Origin of the sequence: Nonomuraea sp. NPDC049309, from assembly GCF_043196965.1 — a bacterium.
In the GTDB taxonomy this organism is placed as follows: Bacteria; Actinomycetota; Actinomycetes; order Streptosporangiales; family Streptosporangiaceae; genus Nonomuraea; species Nonomuraea fastidiosa.
In genome coordinates this window covers 531,772-552,404 of the sequence record NZ_JBICSH010000006.1, presented here as the reverse complement: position 1 = coordinate 552,404, position 20,633 = coordinate 531,772, and the positions used below count along the sequence as shown (strand labels likewise).

15 protein-coding genes and 1 pseudogene are annotated in these 20,633 nt (G+C 74.3%); 6 read left to right on the top strand and 10 right to left on the bottom strand.

The window, feature by feature from the left end; genetic code table 11:
* Positions 1-13 precede the first annotated feature (13 nt).
* The gene (gene yicI, locus ACGFIM_RS34135) at positions 14-2,254 is read right to left on the bottom strand and encodes an alpha-xylosidase (RefSeq protein WP_393209104.1); all 2,241 of its coding nucleotides are present in this window, start codon (positions 2,252-2,254) and stop codon (positions 14-16) included.
* Between the two features lie 260 nt (positions 2,255-2,514).
* On the opposite strand from yicI, the gene ACGFIM_RS34130 reads away from it, so the two are divergent.
* Entirely contained in the window at positions 2,515-4,923 is a 2,409-nt protein-coding gene (locus ACGFIM_RS34130; protein WP_393209101.1) for an ATP-binding protein, read from the top strand.
* A 24-nt stretch (positions 4,924-4,947) separates the two neighbouring features.
* On the opposite strand, the gene ACGFIM_RS34125 is transcribed toward ACGFIM_RS34130, so the two are convergent.
* Positions 4,948-5,409: a MarR family winged helix-turn-helix transcriptional regulator gene (locus ACGFIM_RS34125; RefSeq protein ID WP_393209099.1), complete on the bottom strand. Its 462-nt coding sequence runs from the start codon at positions 5,407-5,409 to the stop codon at positions 4,948-4,950.
* Positions 5,410-5,473: 64 nt separating this feature from the next.
* Between ACGFIM_RS34125 and ACGFIM_RS34120 the strand changes: the two genes are divergently transcribed.
* Positions 5,474-6,232 carry an SDR family NAD(P)-dependent oxidoreductase gene (locus ACGFIM_RS34120; RefSeq protein ID WP_393209096.1) on the top strand — a complete coding sequence of 253 codons (759 nt, stop codon included), beginning with the start codon at positions 5,474-5,476 and terminating at the stop codon, positions 6,230-6,232.
* On the opposite strand, the gene ACGFIM_RS34115 is transcribed toward ACGFIM_RS34120, so the two are convergent.
* From ACGFIM_RS34115 to ACGFIM_RS34090, 6 genes are all read right to left on the bottom strand, one after another.
* A complete protein-coding gene (locus tag ACGFIM_RS34115) occupies positions 6,222-6,995 on the bottom strand; it encodes a hypothetical protein (RefSeq protein WP_393209093.1) in 774 nt (257 codons plus the stop codon). The genes ACGFIM_RS34120 and ACGFIM_RS34115 overlap by 11 nt on opposite strands.
* A gap of 6 nt (positions 6,996-7,001) precedes the next feature.
* Positions 7,002-7,871 (bottom strand): carbohydrate ABC transporter permease, encoded by an 870-nt coding sequence (locus tag ACGFIM_RS34110; protein WP_393209090.1) that lies wholly within the window; start codon positions 7,869-7,871, stop codon positions 7,002-7,004.
* Complete coding sequence (locus tag ACGFIM_RS34105) at positions 7,868-8,824, bottom strand: carbohydrate ABC transporter permease (protein ID WP_393209087.1); 957 nt, start codon at positions 8,822-8,824, stop codon at positions 7,868-7,870. Before ACGFIM_RS34105 ends, ACGFIM_RS34110 begins: the two co-directional genes overlap by 4 nt.
* Positions 8,821-10,125 carry an ABC transporter substrate-binding protein gene (locus ACGFIM_RS34100; RefSeq protein ID WP_393209084.1) on the bottom strand — a complete coding sequence of 435 codons (1,305 nt, stop codon included), beginning with the start codon at positions 10,123-10,125 and terminating at the stop codon, positions 8,821-8,823. Before ACGFIM_RS34100 ends, ACGFIM_RS34105 begins: the two co-directional genes overlap by 4 nt.
* Positions 10,122-11,045, bottom strand: coding sequence for a PmoA family protein (locus ACGFIM_RS34095; protein ID WP_393209081.1), 924 nt, complete (start codon positions 11,043-11,045; stop codon positions 10,122-10,124). Before ACGFIM_RS34095 ends, ACGFIM_RS34100 begins: the two co-directional genes overlap by 4 nt.
* A gap of 201 nt (positions 11,046-11,246) precedes the next feature.
* Positions 11,247-11,483 carry a hypothetical protein gene (locus ACGFIM_RS34090; protein WP_393209078.1) on the bottom strand — a complete coding sequence of 79 codons (237 nt, stop codon included), beginning with the start codon at positions 11,481-11,483 and terminating at the stop codon, positions 11,247-11,249.
* Positions 11,484-11,661: 178 nt separating this feature from the next.
* On the opposite strand from ACGFIM_RS34090, the gene ACGFIM_RS34085 reads away from it, so the two are divergent.
* From ACGFIM_RS34085 to ACGFIM_RS34070, 4 genes and pseudogenes are all read left to right on the top strand, one after another.
* On the top strand, positions 11,662-12,183 hold the full coding sequence (locus ACGFIM_RS34085) for a PadR family transcriptional regulator (RefSeq protein WP_393209075.1): 522 nt from the start codon (positions 11,662-11,664) through the stop codon (positions 12,181-12,183).
* Positions 12,180-12,917: an ABC transporter ATP-binding protein gene (locus ACGFIM_RS34080; protein WP_393209072.1), complete on the top strand. Its 738-nt coding sequence runs from the start codon at positions 12,180-12,182 to the stop codon at positions 12,915-12,917. The genes ACGFIM_RS34085 and ACGFIM_RS34080 overlap by 4 nt, the downstream gene beginning before the upstream one ends.
* Before the next feature lie 5 nt (positions 12,918-12,922).
* The gene (locus tag ACGFIM_RS34075) at positions 12,923-14,713 is read left to right on the top strand and encodes an FtsX-like permease family protein (protein WP_393209069.1); all 1,791 of its coding nucleotides are present in this window, start codon (positions 12,923-12,925) and stop codon (positions 14,711-14,713) included.
* 57 nt (positions 14,714-14,770) lie between these two features.
* A pseudogene (locus tag ACGFIM_RS34070) lies at positions 14,771-14,920 on the top strand (ADP-ribosylglycohydrolase family protein); the annotation flags it as partial.
* A 42-nt stretch (positions 14,921-14,962) separates the two neighbouring features.
* Here the strand turns inward: ACGFIM_RS34070 and ACGFIM_RS34065 are convergent.
* Both ACGFIM_RS34065 and ACGFIM_RS34060 read right to left on the bottom strand, forming a co-directional pair.
* The gene (locus tag ACGFIM_RS34065; protein WP_393209066.1) at positions 14,963-17,545 is read right to left on the bottom strand and encodes an FtsX-like permease family protein; all 2,583 of its coding nucleotides are present in this window, start codon (positions 17,543-17,545) and stop codon (positions 14,963-14,965) included.
* A complete protein-coding gene (locus tag ACGFIM_RS34060) occupies positions 17,542-20,565 on the bottom strand; it encodes an FtsX-like permease family protein (RefSeq protein WP_393209063.1) in 3,024 nt (1,007 codons plus the stop codon). The genes ACGFIM_RS34065 and ACGFIM_RS34060 overlap by 4 nt, the downstream gene beginning before the upstream one ends.
* Positions 20,566-20,633 lie beyond the last annotated feature (68 nt).

The following is a 20,633-nucleotide window of genomic DNA, read 5'->3' as shown; positions in this document are numbered from 1 at the left end:
GCGTTCGGCGCGTTCAGGCGACCTCGTGCCGCCAGCCCGAGGCGAGCGTGGAGGTGACCGTGACCTCGCCGCCCGCGCGCACGACCGTGAACCCGGCCGGGGTGCCGGTCGCCGGATCGGTGACGGTGAGCGCGGTCTCGCCGTCGGGCCCGGGGTAGACGCGCAGCGTCAGGCCGTCGAGGTAGTCGTAGTCCGGCCGGTCGTCGCGCGCGCCCAGCGGCAGCACCGCGCCCTCGCGCACGTAGATCGGCATCGACGTGAAGCCGTGCCGCTCGGTGCGCCAGCGCCCGCCCTCGACGCGCTCGCCGGTCAGGTAGTTCGTCCACGTGCCCTCGGGCAGGTAGAGCTCCACCGTGCCGTCGGCGCTGAAGACGGGGGCGACGAGCAGGTCGGTGCCGAGCATGTACTGGGTGTCGAGGTGGGCGACGTTGCGATCGCCGGGGAACTCCATCGCCATCGGCCGCATCACGGGCGTGCCCCGCTCGTGCGCCTCGATGCCCGCCTGGTACAGGTACGGCATCAGGCGCAGCTTGAGCCTGGTGAACATCCGGGTGACCTCGACCGCCTCTTCGTCGAACGCCCACGGCACCCGGTACGACGACGAGCCGTGCAGCCGCGAGTGCGAGGACATCAGCCCGAAGGCGACCCACCGCTTGAACACGCCGGGATCGGGGGTGCCCTCGAATCCCCCGATGTCGTGGCTCCAGAACGCGAACCCGGAGAACGCCAGCGACAGGCCGCCGCGCAGGCTCTCGGCCATCGACTCGTACGAGGAGCCCGAGTCGCCGCCCCAGTGGACGGGCAGCCGCTGGCCGCCAGCGGTCGCCGACCGGGCGAACAGCACCGCCTCGCCGCGCCCGCGCCGCTCCTCCAGCACCTCGAAGACGGCCTGGTTGTAAAGCTGGGCGTACAGGTTGTGCATGCGCTCGGGCGAGGATCCGTCGTGGTAGACGACGTCGAGCGGGATGCGCTCGCCGAAGTCGGTCTTGAACGCGTCCACACCCTGGTCGAGCAGGCCGCGCAGCTTCGACTGGAACCAGCGCGTCGCGGCGGGGTCGGTGAAGTCCACCAGGCCCATGCCGGCCTGCCACATGTCCCACTGCCAGACGCCGCCGTCCGGCCGCCGCAGCAGGTAACCGCGCTCGGCCGCCTCGGCGAACAGCGGCGAGCGCTGCCCGATGTACGGGTTGATCCACACGCAGACCCGCAGGCCCTTGTCGTGCAGCCGGGCCAGCATGCCTTCCGGGTCGGGGAAGACGCGCGGGTCCCAGGTGAAGTCGCACCAGTTGAACTCGCGCATCCAGAAGCAGTCGAAGTGGAACACCGACAGCGGCAGGTCGCGCTCCGCCATGCCGTCGATGAACGAGGTGACGGTCTGCTCGTCGTAAGCGGTGGTGAACGAGGTGGACAGCCACAGCCCGTACGACCAGGCGGGCAGCCGGGCGGGGCGGCCGGTCAGCGCGGTGTAGCGTTCGAGGATCTCCTTGGGCGTGGGCCCGTAGATGACGAAGTACTCGAGGCTCTCCCCCTCGACGGAGAACTGCACGCGCTGCACCACCTCGGAGCCCACCTCGTACGAGACGTGCCCCGGGTGGTTGACGAACACGCCGTAGCCCCGGTTGGTGAGGTGGAACGGCACGTTCTTGTACGCCTGCTCCGATGAGGTGCCGCCGTCGGCGTTCCAGATGTCGACCGTCTGGCCGTTCTTGACCAGCGGGCCGAAGCGCTCGCCGAGCCCGTAGACCACCTCGCCGACGCCGAGCGAGAGCTGCTGGGCGAGGTGGGCCGACGGCCCGCTCCTGCGCTTGCCGACCGGCCCGGGGTCGGTCTGGGCGTCGGCGTCGAGCCGGAAGTAGCCGATCGACTTGTGCCCGCTCTCGGTGAGCCGCCGCTCGCCCGCGTGGAACGCGAGGTTCCAGGGGGCGCCGGGCGTGACGGTGGCGCTGAGCGCGCCGCTGGTGAGCGTCGTGCCGTCGGTCTTGGCCGGGCCGTCGCCGTCGCCGGGCAGGTCGAAGCCGCGCTGCTCGCCGCCGCCGACGTGGTGGTCGATGCGGACGCGGATGACGTTCTCCAGCGGTGACGACAGCCGCAGGGTCAGCACCGGCCGGTTGAGCGTGTCGCCGCGCCGGGTGATGACGGTGGTGGGCGCGGTCACGGTGATCGCGTCGTCGTGCGTGTCGATGTCGTAGGCCTCGGCCGCGTACAGCGCGGTGACGCCGGGGCGGAGCTGCCAGAGCCCGTCGGTGAACTTCATGCTCCTAGCCTTTCAGCCCGCCCCGCGAGCAGGTCCGGCCGTCAGGACCGCTGCGGCACCGGGTGCTTTCGCCGGCGCTTTCCTCCGGCCGGAATCGCGGGCCGGAGGGGTGGCCCTGCGATTCCGGACAGACAGCGGGCTCAAACGGACTCGAACGGGCACGGCACTCTTGCCGGGCCTGGGGCCCTCCGTAGACTCCACCCCGTCGGCGCCCCTGAAACGCGGGCGATGCGGCAAGGGCGGTTGATCGAGGGGTCCCCATGCCTGCTGACATGCGTGACGGCGCGGGCGACGTCTCCGCGCCGGATGGCCTGAGCCTGGGCGCGCTGATCCGGACCTGGCGCGATCGGGCGCTGCTGACCCAGGAGGAGCTGGCCGGGAAGACGGGCGTCAGCGTACGGACCATCCGCAGGCTTGAGGGCGAGCCCGGCTACCGGCCCCGCAGCAGGTCGCTCAGGCTGCTCGCGGAGGCCCTCCGGCTCGGCCCGCTCGAACAGGCCCTCTTCGCCGCCGCCGCGAAAGCCGCAGGAAGCGGGAGGAGGACCCGCAAGGACGCGGCGGCCGGAACGGTCAGCGGCCCGGATGCGGCGGCCGGGACGGGCAAGGGACCGGACCTGTCGGCCGGGACGGTCGCCGGCTCCGGTGAAGGCGATAGCGCGTCCACATGGCCGGCGCCGCGGCAGCTTCCCCGGGCCGTGCCGGGGTTCGTGGCCAGGGCGGAGGAGCTGGCGGAGCTGGACACGCTGCTGGGCCCGCGGGCGGGCGACGGCGGCTCCCGCGTCTGCGTCGTCTCCGGCATGGCGGGCGTCGGCAAGACGTGCCTGGCCCTGCACTGGGGGCACCGGGCGCGCGCGTGGTTCCCCGACGGCCAGCTCTATGTGAACCTCAGAGGCTTCGGCCCGGCGGGCGGCGCGGTGGACCCCCGGGACGCCCTGGCCGAGTTCCTGGAAGCGCTGGGCGTGCCGCCGCGCCGGATCCCCGGCGACCTGCCCGCCCGCGCCGCGCTGTACCGGACGATCCTCGCGGACAAGCGGGTCCTCATCGTGCTGGACAACGCCAGGGAGGCCGATCAGGTCAAGCCGCTGCTGCCCGCCGCGCCGTCCTGCGCGGTGCTGGTGACCAGCAGGAACGCGCTGACCGGCCTCGTCGCGACGGAGGCGGCCGCCGCGCTGCCCCTCGGTCTGCTGGGTCCGGACGAGGCGAGGGAGCTGCTGGCGGCCCGGCTCGGCGCGGCCCGCGTCGCCGCCGAGCGCGCGGCGGCCGACGCCATCGTCGCGCGCTGCGCCGGGCTGCCGCTCGCACTGGGCATCGCGGCCGCGCACGCCGCCGCCCACGCGGCCACCCTGGCCTCGGTCGCCGCCCGGCTCGCCGACCGGCGCAGGCGGCTGGACACGCTCGACGCGGGCGACCCCGCGGCCGACGCCCGCGCGGTCTTCTCCTGGTCGTACCGCGCGCTGGGCGCCGAGACCGCCCGGCTGTTCCGGCTGCTCGCGCTGCATCCCGGCCCCGACTTCACGATCCCCGCGATGGCGAGCCTGGCGGGCCTCACGCCCGAGCGGTCACGTCCGCTCGCCGGCGAGCTGCGCGACGCGCACCTGCTCACCGAGCACCTGCCGGGCCGCTACACCATGCACGACCTGCTGCGCGGCTACGCGGCCGAGCTGGTCAGGCCGCACGCGGGCGAGCGGCGGGCCGCGCTGCGCCGTCTGCTCGACCACCACCTGCACACCGGCCACGCCGCCGCCCGGCTGATCAACCCGCACCGCGAGCCCATCACGCTCGCCCCCTGCCAGGCGGGGGTGACGGTCACCCCGCTCGCCGGTTACGAGGAGGCGTTCGCCTGGTACGCCGCGGAACACCGCGTGCTGCTCGGCCTGATCTCCCGGGCCGCCGCCGAGGGGTTCGACGCGCACGCCACGCAGCTCGTCTGGGTCGTGACCGACTTCCTTTACCGGCAGGGCCACTGGGACGAGTGGCGCGCCACCCAGCGCGCGGGGCTGGCCGCCGCCGAGCGGCTCGGCGACGTACGCGCCCAGGCCATCGCCCATCGCGGCATCGCCATGGCCTGCTCCAACCTGGGCCGGCACGACGAGGCCCGGCCGCACATCCGGCGGGCGCTCGACCTGTACGACCGGCTCGGCGACACCGTCGGCCAGGCGCACACCCACCTCAACCTGTGCGCGCTGCTCTACCGCCAGGGCCGCCACCGCGAGGCGCTGCACCACGGCGGGCGGGCGCTCGACCTGTACGTGGCCGCGGGCGACCTGTCAGGCCAGGCGATGGCGTACAACACGACCGGCTTCGTCTGCGCCGAGTTGGGCGACTACGAGCAGGCGCTGCGCCACTGCGGCCGGGCCGCCGCCCTGTACGAGCGGCTCGACGACCCCAGCAACCAGGCGCAGACCTGGGACAGCATCGCCCATGCCCATCACCGGGCCGGGCGGCTCGCGGACGCGGCGGAGTACTTCCTGCGGGCGATCGCCCTGTTCGAGAAGCTGGACTGCCGGCCGTTCCTCGCCCGTGCACTGGTGAACCTGGGAGAGGTCCACGTGGCGGCGGGGGCGCCCGATGCGGCCCGCGCGGTGTGGCGGCGCGCGCTCGGCCTGCTCGCCGAGCCGGACCGGCCGCAGGCGGATGCGGTACGCGCCAAACTCGCCGCCCTTCCCTGAGGCCGAGCGTGGGGCGGGCGGCGGTCAGCCTTCGGCGAGCGCCTCTTCGCCGACCTTCGCGCGGAGCCGGTCGTTGGCCTGTTCGATCGCCTCCAGCACGATCGCCCGCCGCTCCTCGTCCACCTCGCCCAGCGTCTCCTCGGCCAGCTCGGTCCAGACGCGTTCGATGGCGGGCACCAGGCGGTGTCCCGACTCGGTGACGACGATGCGGACCTGGCGGCGGTCGGCCGGGACGGGTTCGCGGCGGAACCAGCCGCCGGTCTCCAGGCGGGCGAGGCTGCGGGTGGCGGTGGGCTGTTCGACGCCGAGCCGGGCGGCGAGCTGGGAGACCGTCATGCCGTCCGGCTCCTGCGCCAGCACCCACAGCAGCACGTCCTGGCCGGGATGCAGGCCGAGCGCGGCGAGCTTGCGCGCCTTGGACGCCCGGTAGAGCTGGCTCATCTTGTTCAGCGCCCGGTTGACGCGCATCGCCTCACGTACTTCCACAAGACCTCACCCTACTGATATATAGTCGGCTATCAGATAGCCGACTATAGAATGAGGGATCGCGATGGACCTCGGACTGACGGGACGGGTAGCGCTGGTCACGGGCGCGTCAGGCGACATCGGCCGCGCGATCGCCGCGTTACTGGCGCAGGAGGGCGCCCTCGTCGCCGCGACCTGGCAGCGGAACGAGCAGCGGGCCCGCGAGCTGGTGGACTCGATCATCCGCGAGGGAGGCAAGGCCATGGCGGTCCGCCTCGACCAGCGCGACGAAGGGTCGATCCGGGCGGCGGTCGAGCAGGTGCGGAGCGACCTCGGCGAGATCGCGGTGCTGGTCGCCAACGCGGTGTCCTGGCCGGCCAGGGGACCCGAGACATGGGAGAGCCTGACCGGCGCCCTCACCGCCAACGTCACGGGGACGCTGTCGGTGATCGAGGCCGCGCTGCCCGGCATGCGGGCGGCCGGCTGGGGGCGGATCGTGGTGATGTCGTCGGACGTCGTCGCCCAGCCGATACCGGGCAGCGCGGCCTACCCCGCCGCCAAGGCCGCGCTGGAGACCGCCGCCGAGGTGCTGGCGGTCAGGGAGGCCCCGTACGGGGTGCTCACCAACGTCGTCAGGCCGGGCTTCACGCTGACCGACCGGGTGCTGACCACGCCGGGCTTCGGACAGGAGGTGGTGGACGCCGAGGCGGCGAAGACCCCCACCCGCCGCATCTGCACCCCCCAGGACGTGGCGAGCGCCGTCGCCTACCTCGCCTCGGCCGCCAACGGCCACGTCAACGGCGAGATCATCTCCATCGGCGGCGGCCGCCACCTCACCCGCTGACGCCGGGGCGGCGCAGGTCCACGACGGTCGCGGCGAAGGCCAGCGGTCCCGGCAGCAGCGGCACCAGCAGCGGGATCGACCAGCCGAGCAGCACGGCGAGCAGCACCGCGCAGGCCAGCAGAAGCGTGCCGCGCGGGTCGCCGGCGAGGCGGCGCAGGGCCTCGCGGGCCGACATCCCGTACGGCTCCGGCAGCGCGGTGGCCCGCAGCCCGGCCGTCGCCGCCGCCAGCGCGAGCAGGGCCAGGGCGGGCCCCGCGACGCCGGCGCCGGGCAGCCCGGCACGGATCAGCGCGACGTCGACGAGCAGCACCCCGGCGAGCAGCGGCAGGGCGAGCCCGGCGGCCAGCGTGCGGGGAGCCAGCCGGGCGCGCAGCCGCCGCGCGTACCCCGTGAAGGTGACGTGCGCGCCACCGGTCGCGGCCTGCCTGAGCGAGGCGGACGCGGCGGCGAGCGCCGCCGGGATCGTCACCACCGGCAGGGCCGCGACGGTGGTCAGCAGCCCGGCCAGCAGCATGTCCGCGAAGAGCGCGAACCCGGGCCCGAACGGCTCCCCGGGTGCACGCCGGAGGTGCGCCGCGGCCGAGCCCTCCGGCGCGTGCGGGGGCCGGCGCGGCGCGTCCGGGCCACCCGGCGCGAGCGGCGGCCGGCGCGGCGCGTCCGGGCCGCCCGGCGCGTCCGGGGACGGGTGAGGCGCGGCCGAGCCGCCCGGTTCGCGCGGGGAGCGGTGCGGCGCGGCCGGTCCTGCGGGGGTGAGGCGGGCCATCGCGTCTCACCCCTTCAGCCCGGAGGTGGCCATGCCCTGGACCAGGTAGCGCTGGAACACGAAGAAGAACAGCACGATCGGCAGCACCGAGATCACCGACATCGCGAACATGGGCCCGTAGGCGGACGTGCTCGACTGGTCGACGAAGGCGCGCAGGGCGATGGTGAGCGTGAACTTCTCCGGCGCGAACAGGTAGATCATCTGGGTGAGGAAGTCGTTCCAGGACCAGATGAACGTGAAGATGGCCGTGGTGATCAGCGCCGGCCGGCTCAGCGGCAGCGTGATCGCCCAGTACGTACGGAACGCCCCGCACCCGTCGATCCGCGCCGACTCCTCCAGCTCGCGCGGGAGGTTGCGCATGAACTGCACGATGAGGAAGACGAAGAACGCCTCGGTGGCGAGGAACTTGGGCAGGATCAGCGGCCAGTACGTGTCCACCAGCCCGAGCCGGTTGAAGATGATGTACTGCGGGATCAGCACGACGTGGTGCGGCAGCATCAGCGTCGCCACCATGAAGCCGAACATCACCTTGCGCATCCGGAAGCGCAGCCGGGCGAAGGCGTAGGCGGCCAGCGAGCACGACAGCAGGTTGCCGATGACGCAGCCGCCCGCGATCACCACCGTGTTGAGGAACAACCGGCTGACCGGCACGCCGGACACGCCTTCGAGCGCGGTCAGGTAGTTCGACCACTCCAGGCGGCTGGGCAGCAGGTCGAGGCTGGTGACGACCTCGTCGGCGGGTTTCACGGAGGTGGCGAGCAGCCAGGCCAGCGGATAGAGCAGGATGAGCAGACTGACGGCGGCGATCGCGTGCGGCAGCCATCGCCGGACGGTCGCGCCCCACGAGGCGCCGGCGGTGGTGGACGCGGTGGTCATCGTCCCTCCTCGTCGGCGTAGAAGACCCAGGACCGCGACGTCCTGAACAGGACCAGGGTGATCGCCCCGATGGCGAGCAGCAGCAGCCAGGCCATCGCCGCCGCGTAGCCCATGTGCGAGGCGGTGAAGCCGCGCTCGTACAGGTAGAGCGTGTAGAACATGGTCGAGTCGGCGGGCCCGCCGGAGCCGCCGCTGATCGCGAAGGCGGGGGTGAAGACCTGGAACGACTGGATGATCTCCAGCACGAGGTTGAAGAAGACGACCGGCGAGAGCATCGGCACGGTGACGGAGACGAACCGCCGCCAGGCGCCGGCGCCGTCGAGCGCGGCGGCCTCGTACAGGTCGGGCGGGATCTGCTGCAGCCCGGCCAGGAAGATCACCATGGGCGCCCCGAACTGCCAGACCGCGAGCAGCACCACCGCGAACACCGCGAGATGGGGGTTGCCCACCCAGCCGCCGGTGTGGATGCCGAACGTCTCCAGCACGTCGGTGACCGAGCCGCCGTCGTTGAACAGCGCCCGCCACACCAGGGCGATCGACATGCTCGCGCCGAGCAGCGACGGCGCGTAGAAGGCCGAGCGGTAAAAGCCCCTGCCCCGGTTGAGGTTCTTCAGCAGGACGGCCGCGCCGAGCGCGAGTCCCAGCTTCAGCGGCACGGCGACGACGACGTACAGCATGGTCGTGCCGACCGAGCGCCAGTAGCGCGGGTCCTCGAAGAGCATCTCGGCGTAGTTGCGCAGGCCCACCCACTGCGGCGGGTCGAACAGGTCGTAGTCGGTGAACGACAGATACAGCGACACCGCCATCGGCAGCAGCGTCAGCAGGCCCGCGCCGATCATCCACGGTGACATGAACACGTAGGCGGGCCACTGCTTCTCACGCACCCGGCGGGGCTCGCCCGGCGGGGCGGTGCGGGCGGAGCGCGCGGGCGCGCCGGTCGTCAGTGCGGTCATGACCTCAGCTCCCGGTTCGCCTCGTCGATGAACTCGCGCGCCGCCTGCCTGGGGGTGGCCATCTCGAACATGACGCGCTGGTAGTTGCGGTTGAAGGCGGTCTGGAGCGCGACGTCGCCGCGCGGCGGCGCGGGCGGCGGCGGGTCCATGCCGTACTTCTCCATCGTCTGGGCGTACCGGTAGATCTCCAGCTCGGGCCCCTTCAGGTTCTTGGCGACGTCGGCGGCGATCACCCGGTTGGGCGGGGTGGAGCGGGTGAACTCCAGGACGGAGCCCGCCTCGCGGTCGTTGAGCAGGAAGTCGATCAGCCGGGCCGCCTCCTCGGGGTGCTCGGTGTGCGCTCCGATGCCGAGGAGCATGCTGGGCTTGAAGTACGAGCCCGAGCGCCCCGCGGTCGTGGGCACCGGCGCGAAGTGGATGGAGTCGCCGAGCAGCGTCGTGTAGCCGGGGAACGGCGCGTCCCAGGTGAAGTCGGCGGCGCTCAGCCGCCGGCCCATGGGGCTGGTCTCCACGCTGCCGGACTGCGCGGTGTCCTCGGCCGAGGCGATCGCGCCCTCCCTGCGCATCCGGTCGCAGAACGTCCAGAACTCGGCGAGGTCGTCCTCGGTGAACGCGATGCGCTTCTGCTCGGCGTAGAGCTGCCCGCCCCTGCTGCGCAGCCAGACCTCGAAGATGTCCTCGTTGCCGCCGCCGTCGTTGGCGCCCGTGACCCGGCGGCCGTCGGGAGCCCTGAGGCCGAGTGCGGCGATGGCCTTGTTGGCCTCCTCGAAGTCCTCCCAGGTCCAGCCGGGCTTCGGCATGGGGACGCCGGCCTTGGCGTACAGGGCCGCGTCGTAGGCGTAGCCGGTGATGCCGCGGCCCTGCGGCAGCGCGTACTGCCTGCCCTCGTAGGTGCCGGTGCGCAGCAGGCCGGGGTCCATCTCGGAGGTCCTGATCGTGCCGTCCTTGATGAACTCGTCCAGCGGGAGGAGGGCGCCGCCGGCCGAGTACTGGGTGATCTGCCGGTAGTCGAGCTGCGCCACGTCGGGGATGCCGCCGCCGGCCGCCTGGGTGGCGAGCTTCTGCATGTACGCGCCGAACTCGGAGTTGGACGTGCGGACGGCGATGCCGGGGTTCGCCCGCTCGAACAGCCGCACGGCCCGCTGCGTGCGTGCGGCGCGGTCGTCGTTGCCCCACCAGGTGTAGGTGAGGGTGACGCCGCCGCGCGGCGAGGCCTGCGTACGGGTACCCGAACAGCCGGCGAGCGCGGCGGCGAAACCTGCGGCCAGGACGGTGCGCCGGCTGACGAGGTGCCCGCTCACCAGGCATGCTCCGTGAGGTGGGCGGCGACCCGGTCGCGGTCCCACGCACCGTCGGCGATGACGACGCGGTAGGAGCGGCTGAGCGTCTCGCCGGGGTCGAGGACCAGTTCCTCGTAGAACGCCCACGAGGGGGCGACGGCGGCGAACGGGTCGCTGCGGACGAACCAGTGCGCGGGGTGCGTGCCCTTCTCGCCCGCGTGGTCGTTGGAGGGTGCGTGCTCGAAGACGAGCGTGGCGTGGCCGTCGCGGCCGTCGTGCTCGCCGACGTACGCCAGCCAGGGCGCCTGGGTGCCCATGAGGTCGCCGCCGTCCGCCTCGGCGGTGAAGACCCGCCCGCCGCGGAAGGCGCGCGGGCCGCGCCAGAACAGCCCGGTGTACCCGGCGGCGGGCCTGCCGTGGGTGGTGGGGCTGCCGAAGCGCAGCGGCTCGTCCCGCCGGTTGGTCACCGACGAGGTCCAGATCAGCGACCAGCTTCCCGACGCGGGATCCACGTCGCGCACCTCGATGCGGCGCTCCTCGTCGGCCCACAGATCGCCACTGTGCGGATGCCAGGTGAGGCGCTCCGTGATGACAGCGCTGTCAACACTCGTACGCACCTCGTCGAATCCTTGATGAGCCATGGATCCGACCCGCTCGGGAAGCCGGCGATAGCCCTCGCCGTGCACGTACGTGTGGCCGCCCCACAGGTTCTGGCCCGACAGGTGCGAGGCGGTGAGCTGCAGTCCCTTGTGCCAGCGGTGGTCGTTGGGGCGGTAGTCGGTCACCACCGCGCCGGACAGCGTTCTGATCGGGTGCAGGTACGGCTTGGGCGCCTCCCATGCCGCCTCCGGCCGGTAGACGTACGCGAACAGCTCCGTGCCGCTCGCCTCGTGGGCCACCGTGATGCGATCGCCGTGGACGTGGGTGAGTGCCAGGGACATGCGTGATCCTTTTCCTTGCAGACCAGCGGCCCGACCGAAGTGGCCGCCGTGTGAAGACGGGGTCGCCGAACTCGTCCGGGGGCTGTGGCCGCGCAATCGACCGGCGGGCCGCCCGGGGTGAAAGAGGGGTTGTCAACGGGCTCTCTGCAACGTTGTAACAGCCGCGTTTCCGTGGGGTCAACCCTTCACGGGAAAACGCTTTCACACGATCTCGGCAGCACTCCCCCAGGCGGCCCATCGCGAGGAGATGGAATCCGACACGCTGCGCACCCTGCCGGAGCGGCACGTACGGCCCGACGAGACCACCGCCGTCGAGGGCACGCACATCGCCGGAATCGGGCAGCCGGACCCGCCGTCCCCCTCGATGTCCTGCACCGTGCGCGCGGTGCCCGCCCAGGGGCCGAGCGGCTCGTGGTGGGCGACCGGGTGCTCGAACACCGGCCGGGCGGCCACCTCGTGGCGCCATCGACCTGCCGTGCACCGGCGCGGCGGCCGGGTGGGCGTCGCGCCGGACCCGGCCGCTTCCGGCGGAGGTCCGGCGCCGGATCGCCACGCGGACGCTTTGACACCTCCATAGATAACCGCTATCCATTTGGCTAACCGTTAGGGGGTGCGCATGCAGGACGCGGTGCTGGCGATGCTCGCCAAGGAGCCGTCGCACGGCTACCAGTTGCACGCCCGGCTGCGCCGCAGCCTTGGCCCGCTCGGTGAGGCGATGAACCGGGGCCAGATCTACGTCACGCTGAGCAGGCTGGAGAGGGCGGGGCTGGTCGTCTGCGAGCGCGCCGACGGCCTGCCCGACCGGCCCGAGCGCAAGGTCTACGCGCTCACCCCGGCGGGGCAGCAGCGGGTGGCCGCCTGGCTGGCCGAGGTGGGCTGGCCGAAGCCGGACCTCGCGGAGTTCCATCTCAAGCTGACGGCGGCCGCCGCGGCGCGGCTGGCCGACCCGGTGGAGCTGGTCGCGGCGCAGCGCCGCGAGCTGCTGCGCCGCCTGCGCGAGACACAGCAGGCGGTGCTCGCCGAGCCGCCCGAGTCGGGCGCCGGACTGCTGCTCGAAGGGATCGTGCTGCGGCTGCAGGCGGACCTGCGCTGGCTCGACGCCTGCGAACGCGCGTGGACCCACCAGGAGGACACATGATCGCCCTGCAGGCCCGCGCCCTGGTGAAGACGCACGGCCAGGGGCAGAGCCGGGTCCGCGCGGTGGACGAGGTCGATCTGGAGGTGCCGGAGGGGCAGTCGCTGGCCGTGATGGGGCCGAGCGGCTGCGGGAAGTCCACACTGCTGCACGTGCTCGGCGGCCTCGAACGGCCGACCGGCGGCGAGGTGTGGCTGGCGGGGCAGCGCATCGACACGCTGAGCGAACGGGCCCTGGCCCGCCTGCGGCGGCGCTCCGTCGGCTTCGTCTTCCAGGCGTTCCACCTGGTGGAGGAGCTGTCGGCGGCGGAGAACGTGGAGCTGCCCGCGCTGCTGGCCGGCCGTTCGCCCCGGCAGGCCAGGCGGCGGGCGTCCGAGCTGCTGGAGCATGTGGGGCTCGCCGGGCGCGCCAGGCATCTGCCGTCGGAGCTGTCGGGCGGGCAGCGGCAGCGGGTCGCCATCGCCCGTGCGCTGGTCAACGAGCCGCGTGTCGTCCTCGCCGACGAGCCGACCGGGAACCTCGACAGCGCGGCGACCAACGACATCCTGCGCCTCTTCGAGGACCTGCGGCGCTCAGGCCAGACCCTGGTGATCGTCACCCACGATGAGCGGGTGGCGGCCACCGCCGACCGGCTGATCACGATGCGCGACGGCATGTTCGTCGGCGACACGATGATGCCGGGCACGGGCGGCGGGTGGCTGTCCGGGCTGGGCGGGTTCATCGGGCTGGAGGGCTGAGCACCATGGGCTTCCTCGCCCTGCTTTTCCGGCTGGTGCGCGCCGATCTGCGCCGGCAGCGCGTTCAGGGCGTGCTGCTGCTGGTCGCGGTGGCCGTGGCCGCGGCGACGCTGGCCGTCGGGGTGTCCCTGCCCGCCGTCAGCGACTCCCTGTACGCGCAGACGCGCGCCGCCACCGCAGGCCCCGACGTGGTGGTGCTGTCCGGCGACACGGGCCCCGCCGTCTCCTCGGCTCTCGCCTCCCTGGCGGAGGATCCGCGTGTCGTCGCCCATCGGGGCCCGTACCGCGTCGTCTACGCCGATCTCGTCGCGCGCGGCGGCATCGCGTCCCCGGTCGTGGTGCACGCCATCGGCGAGCGACCCGCACCGGTCGAGCGGCCGGTGGTGACCTCGGGCCGGTGGGTACGCCCCGGCGGCGTGGTGCTCGAACGCGGCTTCGCCACCGCGCTCGGCGCCGGCCCCGGCGACCAGGTCACGATCGCCGGCCGGACGTACCCTGTCGTCGGGATCGCCGTCACGGCGGCCACCTCCATCTACCCGTGGGCGGCGCAGATCGGCCCCGGCGGCGGCCCCAGCGACTACAGCGGCCTGGCCTGGCTGACCACGTCCGACGCGCGGGCTCTGGCCCGGGCCGGCGAGCTGCCGGTGACCACCGCCATCGACCTCAAGCTGCGCGACCCCGCCACCGCCGACACCTTCCGCGACGCCCACCACGAGCTCGACGGGATCCGGGTGAACTTCCACTCCTGGCAGTTCAAGGCCCGGCAGGACAAGGTCATCCTCAGGAACGCCCAGCCGATCCTGGTGCTCGGCGGCTGGCTGCTCGATCTGCTGGCCGTCACCGGCGTGGCCGCGCTGGCCGCCGGGCGCGCCGCCGAGCAGACCCGCAGGGCCGGGCTGCTCAAGGCCGTCGGCGCCACACCCGGTCTGATCGCGATCGTACTGCTCGCCGAATACCTGGTCCTGGCGCTGGCCGGCGACGTGCTCGGGCTGGTGGCCGCCCGGCTGGCCATGCCCGCCATCGCCAGCCCCACCGCCAGCCGCATCGGTGACGTCTCACTGACCGGCCCCGCCGTGGTCGCGGCGACGCTGCTGGCCGTCGCGGTGGCGGTGCTGTCCACCCTGCGTCCCACGCTGCACGCCATGCGTACGGCGACGGTCACGGCACTGGGCGCCGGCGTCCGCCGGCCGGCGCACCGGCCCTGGTCGACCGCGCTGTCCGCGCTGCTGCCCACGCCGTTCCTCCTCGGGCTGCGGCTGACCGTCCGCAGGCCGGGCCGCGCCGCGCTGCAGGCGTGCGCCACCGCGGTCACCGTGATCACGCTGGTCGCCCTGCTGGCCCTGCACGCCCAGCACGACCGCGGCTACGGCCTGGGCGGCTCGCAGGCCCTGCCGAACCTGCGCGGCGAGCACGACCGCGCGCTGTTGCTCGCCGTCACCGTGCTGATCGTGGCCCTCGCCGTGGTGAACACGCTGATCCTCACCTGGACCACCGCCATGGACGCCCGGCTGAACCTGGCCATCGCCCGGGCCGTCGGCGCCACCCCTGGGCAGGTCGCCGCCGGGCTGTCCGTCGCCCAGCTGCTGCCGGCGCTGTCCGGCGCGCTCGCCGGCGTCCCGCTGGGCTCCGTGCTGCTGTCGCTGTTCTCCGCCCGGAACGCCGAGGCGCCGCCCACGCCGGGGGTGCTCGGCGTCGCGCTGGCGACCGTCGTCGTGACGGCGGCCCTGGTCGCCCTGCCCGCGCGGCTGGCGGCCCGCAGACCGGTGGCCGCCACGCTCACCGCCGAAGCGGCATGAGCGGCGGGGCGGCCCTCAGCGCGAAGGCGGGGCGGCCCCCGCCGCGTAGGCGGCGCGATCGGCGAGGGCGGCGACTGGCGGGAGCCGGCGGCGGCGCTGTTCGACGGACAGGGCTCGTGGGGCAACGGCGCGGCGATGCGGGTGGCGCCGCTCGGCGCGTGGTTCGCCGGTGATGCGGCGCGGGCCGCCCGCCAGGCCGAGCTGTCGGCGCGGGTCACCCACACCCATCCCGAGGCGGTGGCGGGCGGGTCAGTCGCCGCCCGCGCGCAGGGCGGCGTCGAGGTCGCGGCGGCGGGCCAGGGTGGCGTGCGCGTACGACGCCGCGAGCACGCACAGCGCCAGCCCGGCCGCCAGCGCCAGGGGCGTCAGCAGGCCGGGCGCGTGATCGGTGACGGGCAGGCCGCCGGCGAAGACCGACACGTCCACGCCGGGCCCGAGCGCGGCCGGCAGGATCATGCCCAGCGCCACGCCGACGGGCGCGGTGATGAGGACGACGGGCAGCAGCTCCAGCAGGACCAGCCACCGGGCCTGGCGGTCGGACAGCCCGAGCGTGCGCAGCAGCGAGATCGTCCGCGTCCGCCCCTCGGCGCCTGCGACGAGCGACATGACGATGGCGACCAGCGCGTACGCTCCCAGCGCCGCCGTCACCACCACCATCGTCGTGCGCACGGTCGCGGTGAGCGGGTCGGCCTGGATGTCGCGCAGCGCCTGCGCCTGCGTCTCCACGGTGGCCGACGGGAGGAGCCGCGTCAGCTCGGCGGGCGTGATGTCGCCCTTGATCAGCAGCGTGTTGGCGGCCGGCCAGGGCAGCATCTCCCACGGCAGGAGGATGAACTGCCCGCTGGAGTAGAAGCCGGGCACGGAGCCGATCACACCCCGGCTGCTCACCGGCACCTGCGACAGCCACGTGAGGTCGAAGGTCCCGCGCTGCCCCAGCGCGGGCGAGAGCAGCGCGGACGTGTCGCCGGGCAGCGCGGGCGGGGTGATGGGCGCTCCCTCGGTCACCCTGCGCCAGGCGTCGAGTTGCACGGCGACCGTGTACGGCTGCTCGCCGGTCTCCGGAATCTGCGCGCGGCCGGTCAGAGCGAGCGCCACCTCGTCGACGCCTGGCGCCCGGCGTATCCGCTCGATGACATCGGCCGGGATGTCCTCGATCGAGGTCACCTTGATGGGGGCGCCCACCTTCTGCCAGGACGCGAGAAGCTGCGTGGTGGTGATCCCCTCACGGGTCACGGCGGCGAACACCGACAGGCTCAGCGCGGGCAGCAGGATCAGCACCGGCAGCGCGCCGGTGAACCGCTGCCGCGCCGCCCTGGCCAGCCCAAGGAACGGCACCGCCGAGCGCCCTCTGGCGGCCAGGCGGACGACGAGCCGCAGCGGGTACGGGTGGCACCGCAACGTGATGAGCGCGGCGGCGAGCGTCAGCGCCACCGGGATCAGCAGCAGGTACGGGTCCTGCTGCGCGGTGCCGGACGGCCCGCGGGCGCGCAGCGCGTACGCACCCGCCAGCGCGAGCACGACGACCAGCGCCTCCGCCGTGACGCGCCGCGCCGACGGCCGGACGGCGGCGAGGTCGGTGCGCCGCTCCCGCAGCGGGGCTCGGTGGGCCAGCGCCACGCGGGTCCCGGCGAAGGCGATCGTGGCGACGGCCACGATCGCGGGGCCGATGTGCACGATCGGCAGCGCGGGCCCCGGCAGCAGGAACGACAGGCCGTACCCGGCGAAGGCGGCGGGCACCACGGTGAGCGCGGTCAGCCCGGCCCCCGCGGCCACCACCTGCCACAGCGCGGCCCCGCGTGCCCTGGCCAGGGCGAGCGTGCGCTCAAGACGGTCGGTCAGCAGCCGCACGGCCAGCGCGATCACGCCGAGCGCCACCGCGAACAGGCCGCCGAGCACCAGGTACAGGATGGTCTGCGCGGCCGACAAGGCGGTCATGAAGCTCTCGATGAGCTGCGGCAGCCCGCTGACGACGCGGTAGCTGATGCCGCCGTCGCCCTGGACGTCCACCTGCCGGTGGAAGTCGGCGACCGCGGCCGGGATGCCGGGCGCGCCGAGGGCGTCCGCGTTCGAGGGGTCGAGCGGCAGGATCCAGCGGTAGGTGAGGCTGCGCGTCCTGTCGCTCAGCACGGCCAGCCCGGCGTCGGCCATCAGCGTGGTGGTGTGCAGCTCCTCCGGCGCGTCCAAAGGCACGACCCTGGTCACGTGGAGCACGTCCGCGTCGTGGCTCCAGGCGGGGTCGGCCGGGTTCGCGGCCCGGTAGACGCCGACGATGCGGACGGCCGTGGAGACGCTCGAGCCGAGCAGCCTGGTCTGCCCGATCCGCAGCCCCATCCTGGCCTCGGCGTCCTCGGAGATGCCCACCTCGATGACGGGGACGGTCGAGCCCATGTACCGCATGGACGAGGGCGCGCCTGGCGGGCGGCCCCGCACCCACGTCACGCGCCGGTCGGCGTCGGACAGCCAGCCGAGGTTGACGAACTCGCGGATGTCGCTGGTGCCGTCGGCGGGCATGCGGAAGGTCTTGGCGCTGATGTGGCCGCCCGGCGCGACGAGCGGGCGCAGCGCGGCCGGCACGAGCCCGCGCCAGCGCCGTCCCGCGGCCTCGAACTCGGCGCGCGAGTGCATCTCCCCGGCGGGCAGCGCCGGGGAGCCGGTGACGACCAGGTCCGTACGCGCCACCCCGGCCGTGGCCAGCGACCGGCGCAGCGCCTCGTCGTACGACGCCTGCATGGTCCTCGGCAGGCCGGACACGAGCAGGCAGGCGACCGCCGCCAGCACGGCGAGCAGCGCCACGGTGCCCGCGTGCGCGCGTACGCCCAGGGGGATCCTCACCGCTCCTCCAAGCTCTGTCCCCGCCACATGCGCCGCGCCAGCCCGGCGACGATCACCGCCAGCGCCGCCGTCACCAGGGCGAGCATCACGGCCACCGGCGGCCACGGGAGCCGGAACAGCACGGCGGGCTCGACCGCCGCCGCCTGCCCGGACAGGACGATCCGCGGGACGACGAGGTTCCCGACGGCCACGGCGAGCGCGGTGCCGGACACGAGCGACAGGCCGGCGACGAACGCCTGCTCGGTGGCGAGCATGCCGAGCATCTGGCCCGGCCCGGTGCCGAGCGCACGCAGCACGGCGAACTCGGCCCGGCGTTCGCGCGCGGCGGCCACGGCGTTCACCAGGAAGCCGAGCACCGCGAAGCCGAGCGCCGCGGCGAACCCCAGCGTCAGGCCGCCGTGCAGCGCCCCGACCAGCGGATCGCCGCGCAGCCGTGCGGCCAGCTCGTGCCGGTCGACGACGCCTGCGTCCCATTGGGGGTTGCGGCGCAGCACCTCTCTGGCGGGTGCGGTGTCGGCGGCGGCGAGCCACCATTCGGTGGCGGGGCGGGACGGCAGCGCCGCGGCCAGCTCGTAGGCGTGCAGCGACTCCCAGTCGGCGAGCACCGCCTGCCGCCCGGGCTCGCCGGTGGGCATGCTCGCCACGATGCCCGCGACCCGGATCCGCATGACGTTCCCCGCGAAGCGCACGGACCCGTCCTGCCCCTCGCGGAGCTTGAGCGTGGCGGCGAGGCCGGGGGTGAGCACCACGGGCAGCGGTCCCGGCTCCAGGCGGGCGGCTCCGAAGGCGGTCACGCCCTGGGAGTTCGTGACCGCCGGGGGCAACGGGACGTCCGTGCCGTCCGCGCTGAGCCCGGTGAGCCGCAGTTCCGCCTGCTCGTCGCCGGCCAGGCCGCGTACGGACAGCGGATAGGTGATCTCGCCGGAGCGGCCGGCCGGCGCCGCGAGGTCGAGCCGCACCGTGTTGCCGCCCGCCCGCAGCTCGCCGAGCGGCAGGTCGTGCCACGTGCCGAGCGCGTCCGACAGCACGAGCCTGCCGGTCGCGGCGGCCGGCGACTCCACCCGCACGGTGAGGGCGCGCGGCCTGCCGGGCAGCTCGAGGCGGCCGGCCCGCTCGCCCTTGATCGCGGCGGCGAGCTGCGGGACCGTGCGCGGCGACAGGTCGGGGCGCAGGTGGAACACCTGGGGCAGCCGGTCGGCGTCCAGGGCGAGCAGCAGCGCGCTCTCGCCGCCCACGTCCGTCTGGGCACGGAAGGCGGGCGACGCGGCGGTGACGCCGGGCAGCCCGGCGAACGCCGTGCCCCTGCCGAGCACGCCCAGCTCGGGCCCCTCGTACGGGCCGGGCACGCGCAGGTCGGCACCCGCCTGATGGTCGGCCTGGTCGCGGTGCGAGTCCCGCCAGGTGGCGGTGGTGGCCATGGAGACGACGCCGACCGCGATGGCCAGCGTCAGCAGCAGCGCCGGGCCCGCGTACCTGAGCGGACGCCTGCTGACCTGCCAGGAGCCGAGCGCGGCGGGGAGGGTGGCGCGGCGCGCGGTGAGCCGCTCGGCCAGCCGCGACACGCGCGGCACCAGCCGCAGCCCGAGCAGGCCGCCCGCGAGGAGGGCGAGCGCGGGGCCGGAGATGATGAGCGGGTCGATGCCGAGGCCGCCCGCCGCCGTCGCGGTGACCGGCCCGCCGTACCGCTGGAGCTGCCAGATCGCCAGCGCGGCCGCCGCGAGCAGCGCGATGTCGCCGCCCGCGCCGTGGATGAGCGCGCGCCGCAGGCCACGCCCGCGCGCCGACTGCTCCTGCACGTACGTGCGCCGCCCGCCGGACACCGACGGCAGCGCGAGCAGCACGGCGGCGGCCAGCGCCATCCCGGACGAGACGAGGTAGGCGCCCGCGTCCGGCGCCACCGGCGGTGCGGTCATCCCCGGCAGCAGGCCGATGAGCGCGATCAGCGGCGGCGCGAGCAGCGGCGCGACCGCGGCGCACGGCAGCGCGATCAGCAGGGCCTCGCCGCCCGCCAGCGCCACGAGCCTGCCCGTGCCGGCGCCGCGCGAGCGCAGCAGCGCCGCCTCCATGCGGCGGTGGTCGGCCAGCAGTCGCGCGGTGAGCACCAGCGCGTACCCGGCGAGCAGCAGCAGCTGCAGCATGGAGATCAGCAGCACGGAGCGGGTCACCAGGGACGCGCTGTCGAGCTGGGTGAACAGCGCGGGCAGTTCCGTGGCGGCCAGGCAGCTCACGCAGCCGCCCGCCATGAGCCTGGCGCCGATCCCCTCGGCGGCCGCGGCCAGGGGGCGCAGCCGCTCGGCGGTGAGCGCGCCGAAGTCCGGCTCGGCGGCCCAGACCGCCCTGACGCCGGTGGCGAAGCCCGCAACGAACGTCTCGCGCGCCACCATCAGCGGCCCGTACGTGGTGTACTCGCCGCGCTCCACGCCCCGGCTCAGCAGCTCCTCGCCCGCCCACCGCTCGCTCACCGGGTCGTCGAGCCGGAACACGCCGACGATGCGGACCTCGACCGGTTCGCCGCCGCTCCTCGCCTTCGTGACGAACTCCGCGCCGCTCGCGAACCCGGTCGCGGTGGCGGCCGGCTCGGAGATGACCGCCTCCACGCTCTCCCCGCCGGGGCGCGGCCACCTGCCGGTGACCAGGCGGGCGTGCCGGTCGAGCCCGTCGTGGCTGCCGAAGCGGAGCAGGCCCGGCAGCTCCGCGTCCTCCTGGCCGGGCATGACGTACGAGTCGGAGCGCAGGCTGGTGGTGACGGCCGGGGGCGCGCCGAACGCGGCGGCCAGCTCGTCGCGGACGAGCCGGTCGTACCGGGGGAAGGTGGTGGCGTCCACCTGGGCGGTGACGGTGACGCTCGTCTGGCGGTAGGGGGCCTGCTGTACGGCGCGGCGCACGCCGGGCCCGGCGATGGCGGAGGCGTACATGGTCATCGCCACGAGCGTGGTCGTCGCCAGGAGGATCGCCCCGAACGCGCCGAGCACGAGCAGCGGCTCGTCCAGGGCCCGCTTCACGACCAGCGGCGCCCGCATGTCCGGACTCTCCTTCCCCGTTCCCCCTCGACCATCGGGGGTGGCCGGGACCTGGTGCAAGAGCGGCC

Coding starts and splice junctions, on each gene's coding strand:
- yicI (WP_393209104.1), bottom strand. CDS start 2,254: ATGAAGTTCACCGACGGGCTCTGGCAGCTCCGCCCCGGCGTCACCGCG.
- ACGFIM_RS34130 (WP_393209101.1), top strand. CDS start 2,515: ATGCCTGCTGACATGCGTGACGGCGCGGGCGACGTCTCCGCGCCGGAT.
- ACGFIM_RS34120 (WP_393209096.1), top strand. CDS start 5,474: ATGGACCTCGGACTGACGGGACGGGTAGCGCTGGTCACGGGCGCGTCA.
- ACGFIM_RS34115 (WP_393209093.1), bottom strand. CDS start 6,995: ATGGCCCGCCTCACCCCCGCAGGACCGGCCGCGCCGCACCGCTCCCCG.
- ACGFIM_RS34110 (WP_393209090.1), bottom strand. CDS start 7,871: ATGACCACCGCGTCCACCACCGCCGGCGCCTCGTGGGGCGCGACCGTC.
- ACGFIM_RS34105 (WP_393209087.1), bottom strand. CDS start 8,824: ATGACCGCACTGACGACCGGCGCGCCCGCGCGCTCCGCCCGCACCGCC.
- ACGFIM_RS34095 (WP_393209081.1), bottom strand. CDS start 11,045: ATGTCCCTGGCACTCACCCACGTCCACGGCGATCGCATCACGGTGGCC.
- ACGFIM_RS34085 (WP_393209075.1), top strand. CDS start 11,662: ATGCAGGACGCGGTGCTGGCGATGCTCGCCAAGGAGCCGTCGCACGGC.
- ACGFIM_RS34080 (WP_393209072.1), top strand. CDS start 12,180: ATGATCGCCCTGCAGGCCCGCGCCCTGGTGAAGACGCACGGCCAGGGG.
- ACGFIM_RS34075 (WP_393209069.1), top strand. CDS start 12,923: ATGGGCTTCCTCGCCCTGCTTTTCCGGCTGGTGCGCGCCGATCTGCGC.
- ACGFIM_RS34060 (WP_393209063.1), bottom strand. CDS start 20,565: ATGCGGGCGCCGCTGGTCGTGAAGCGGGCCCTGGACGAGCCGCTGCTC.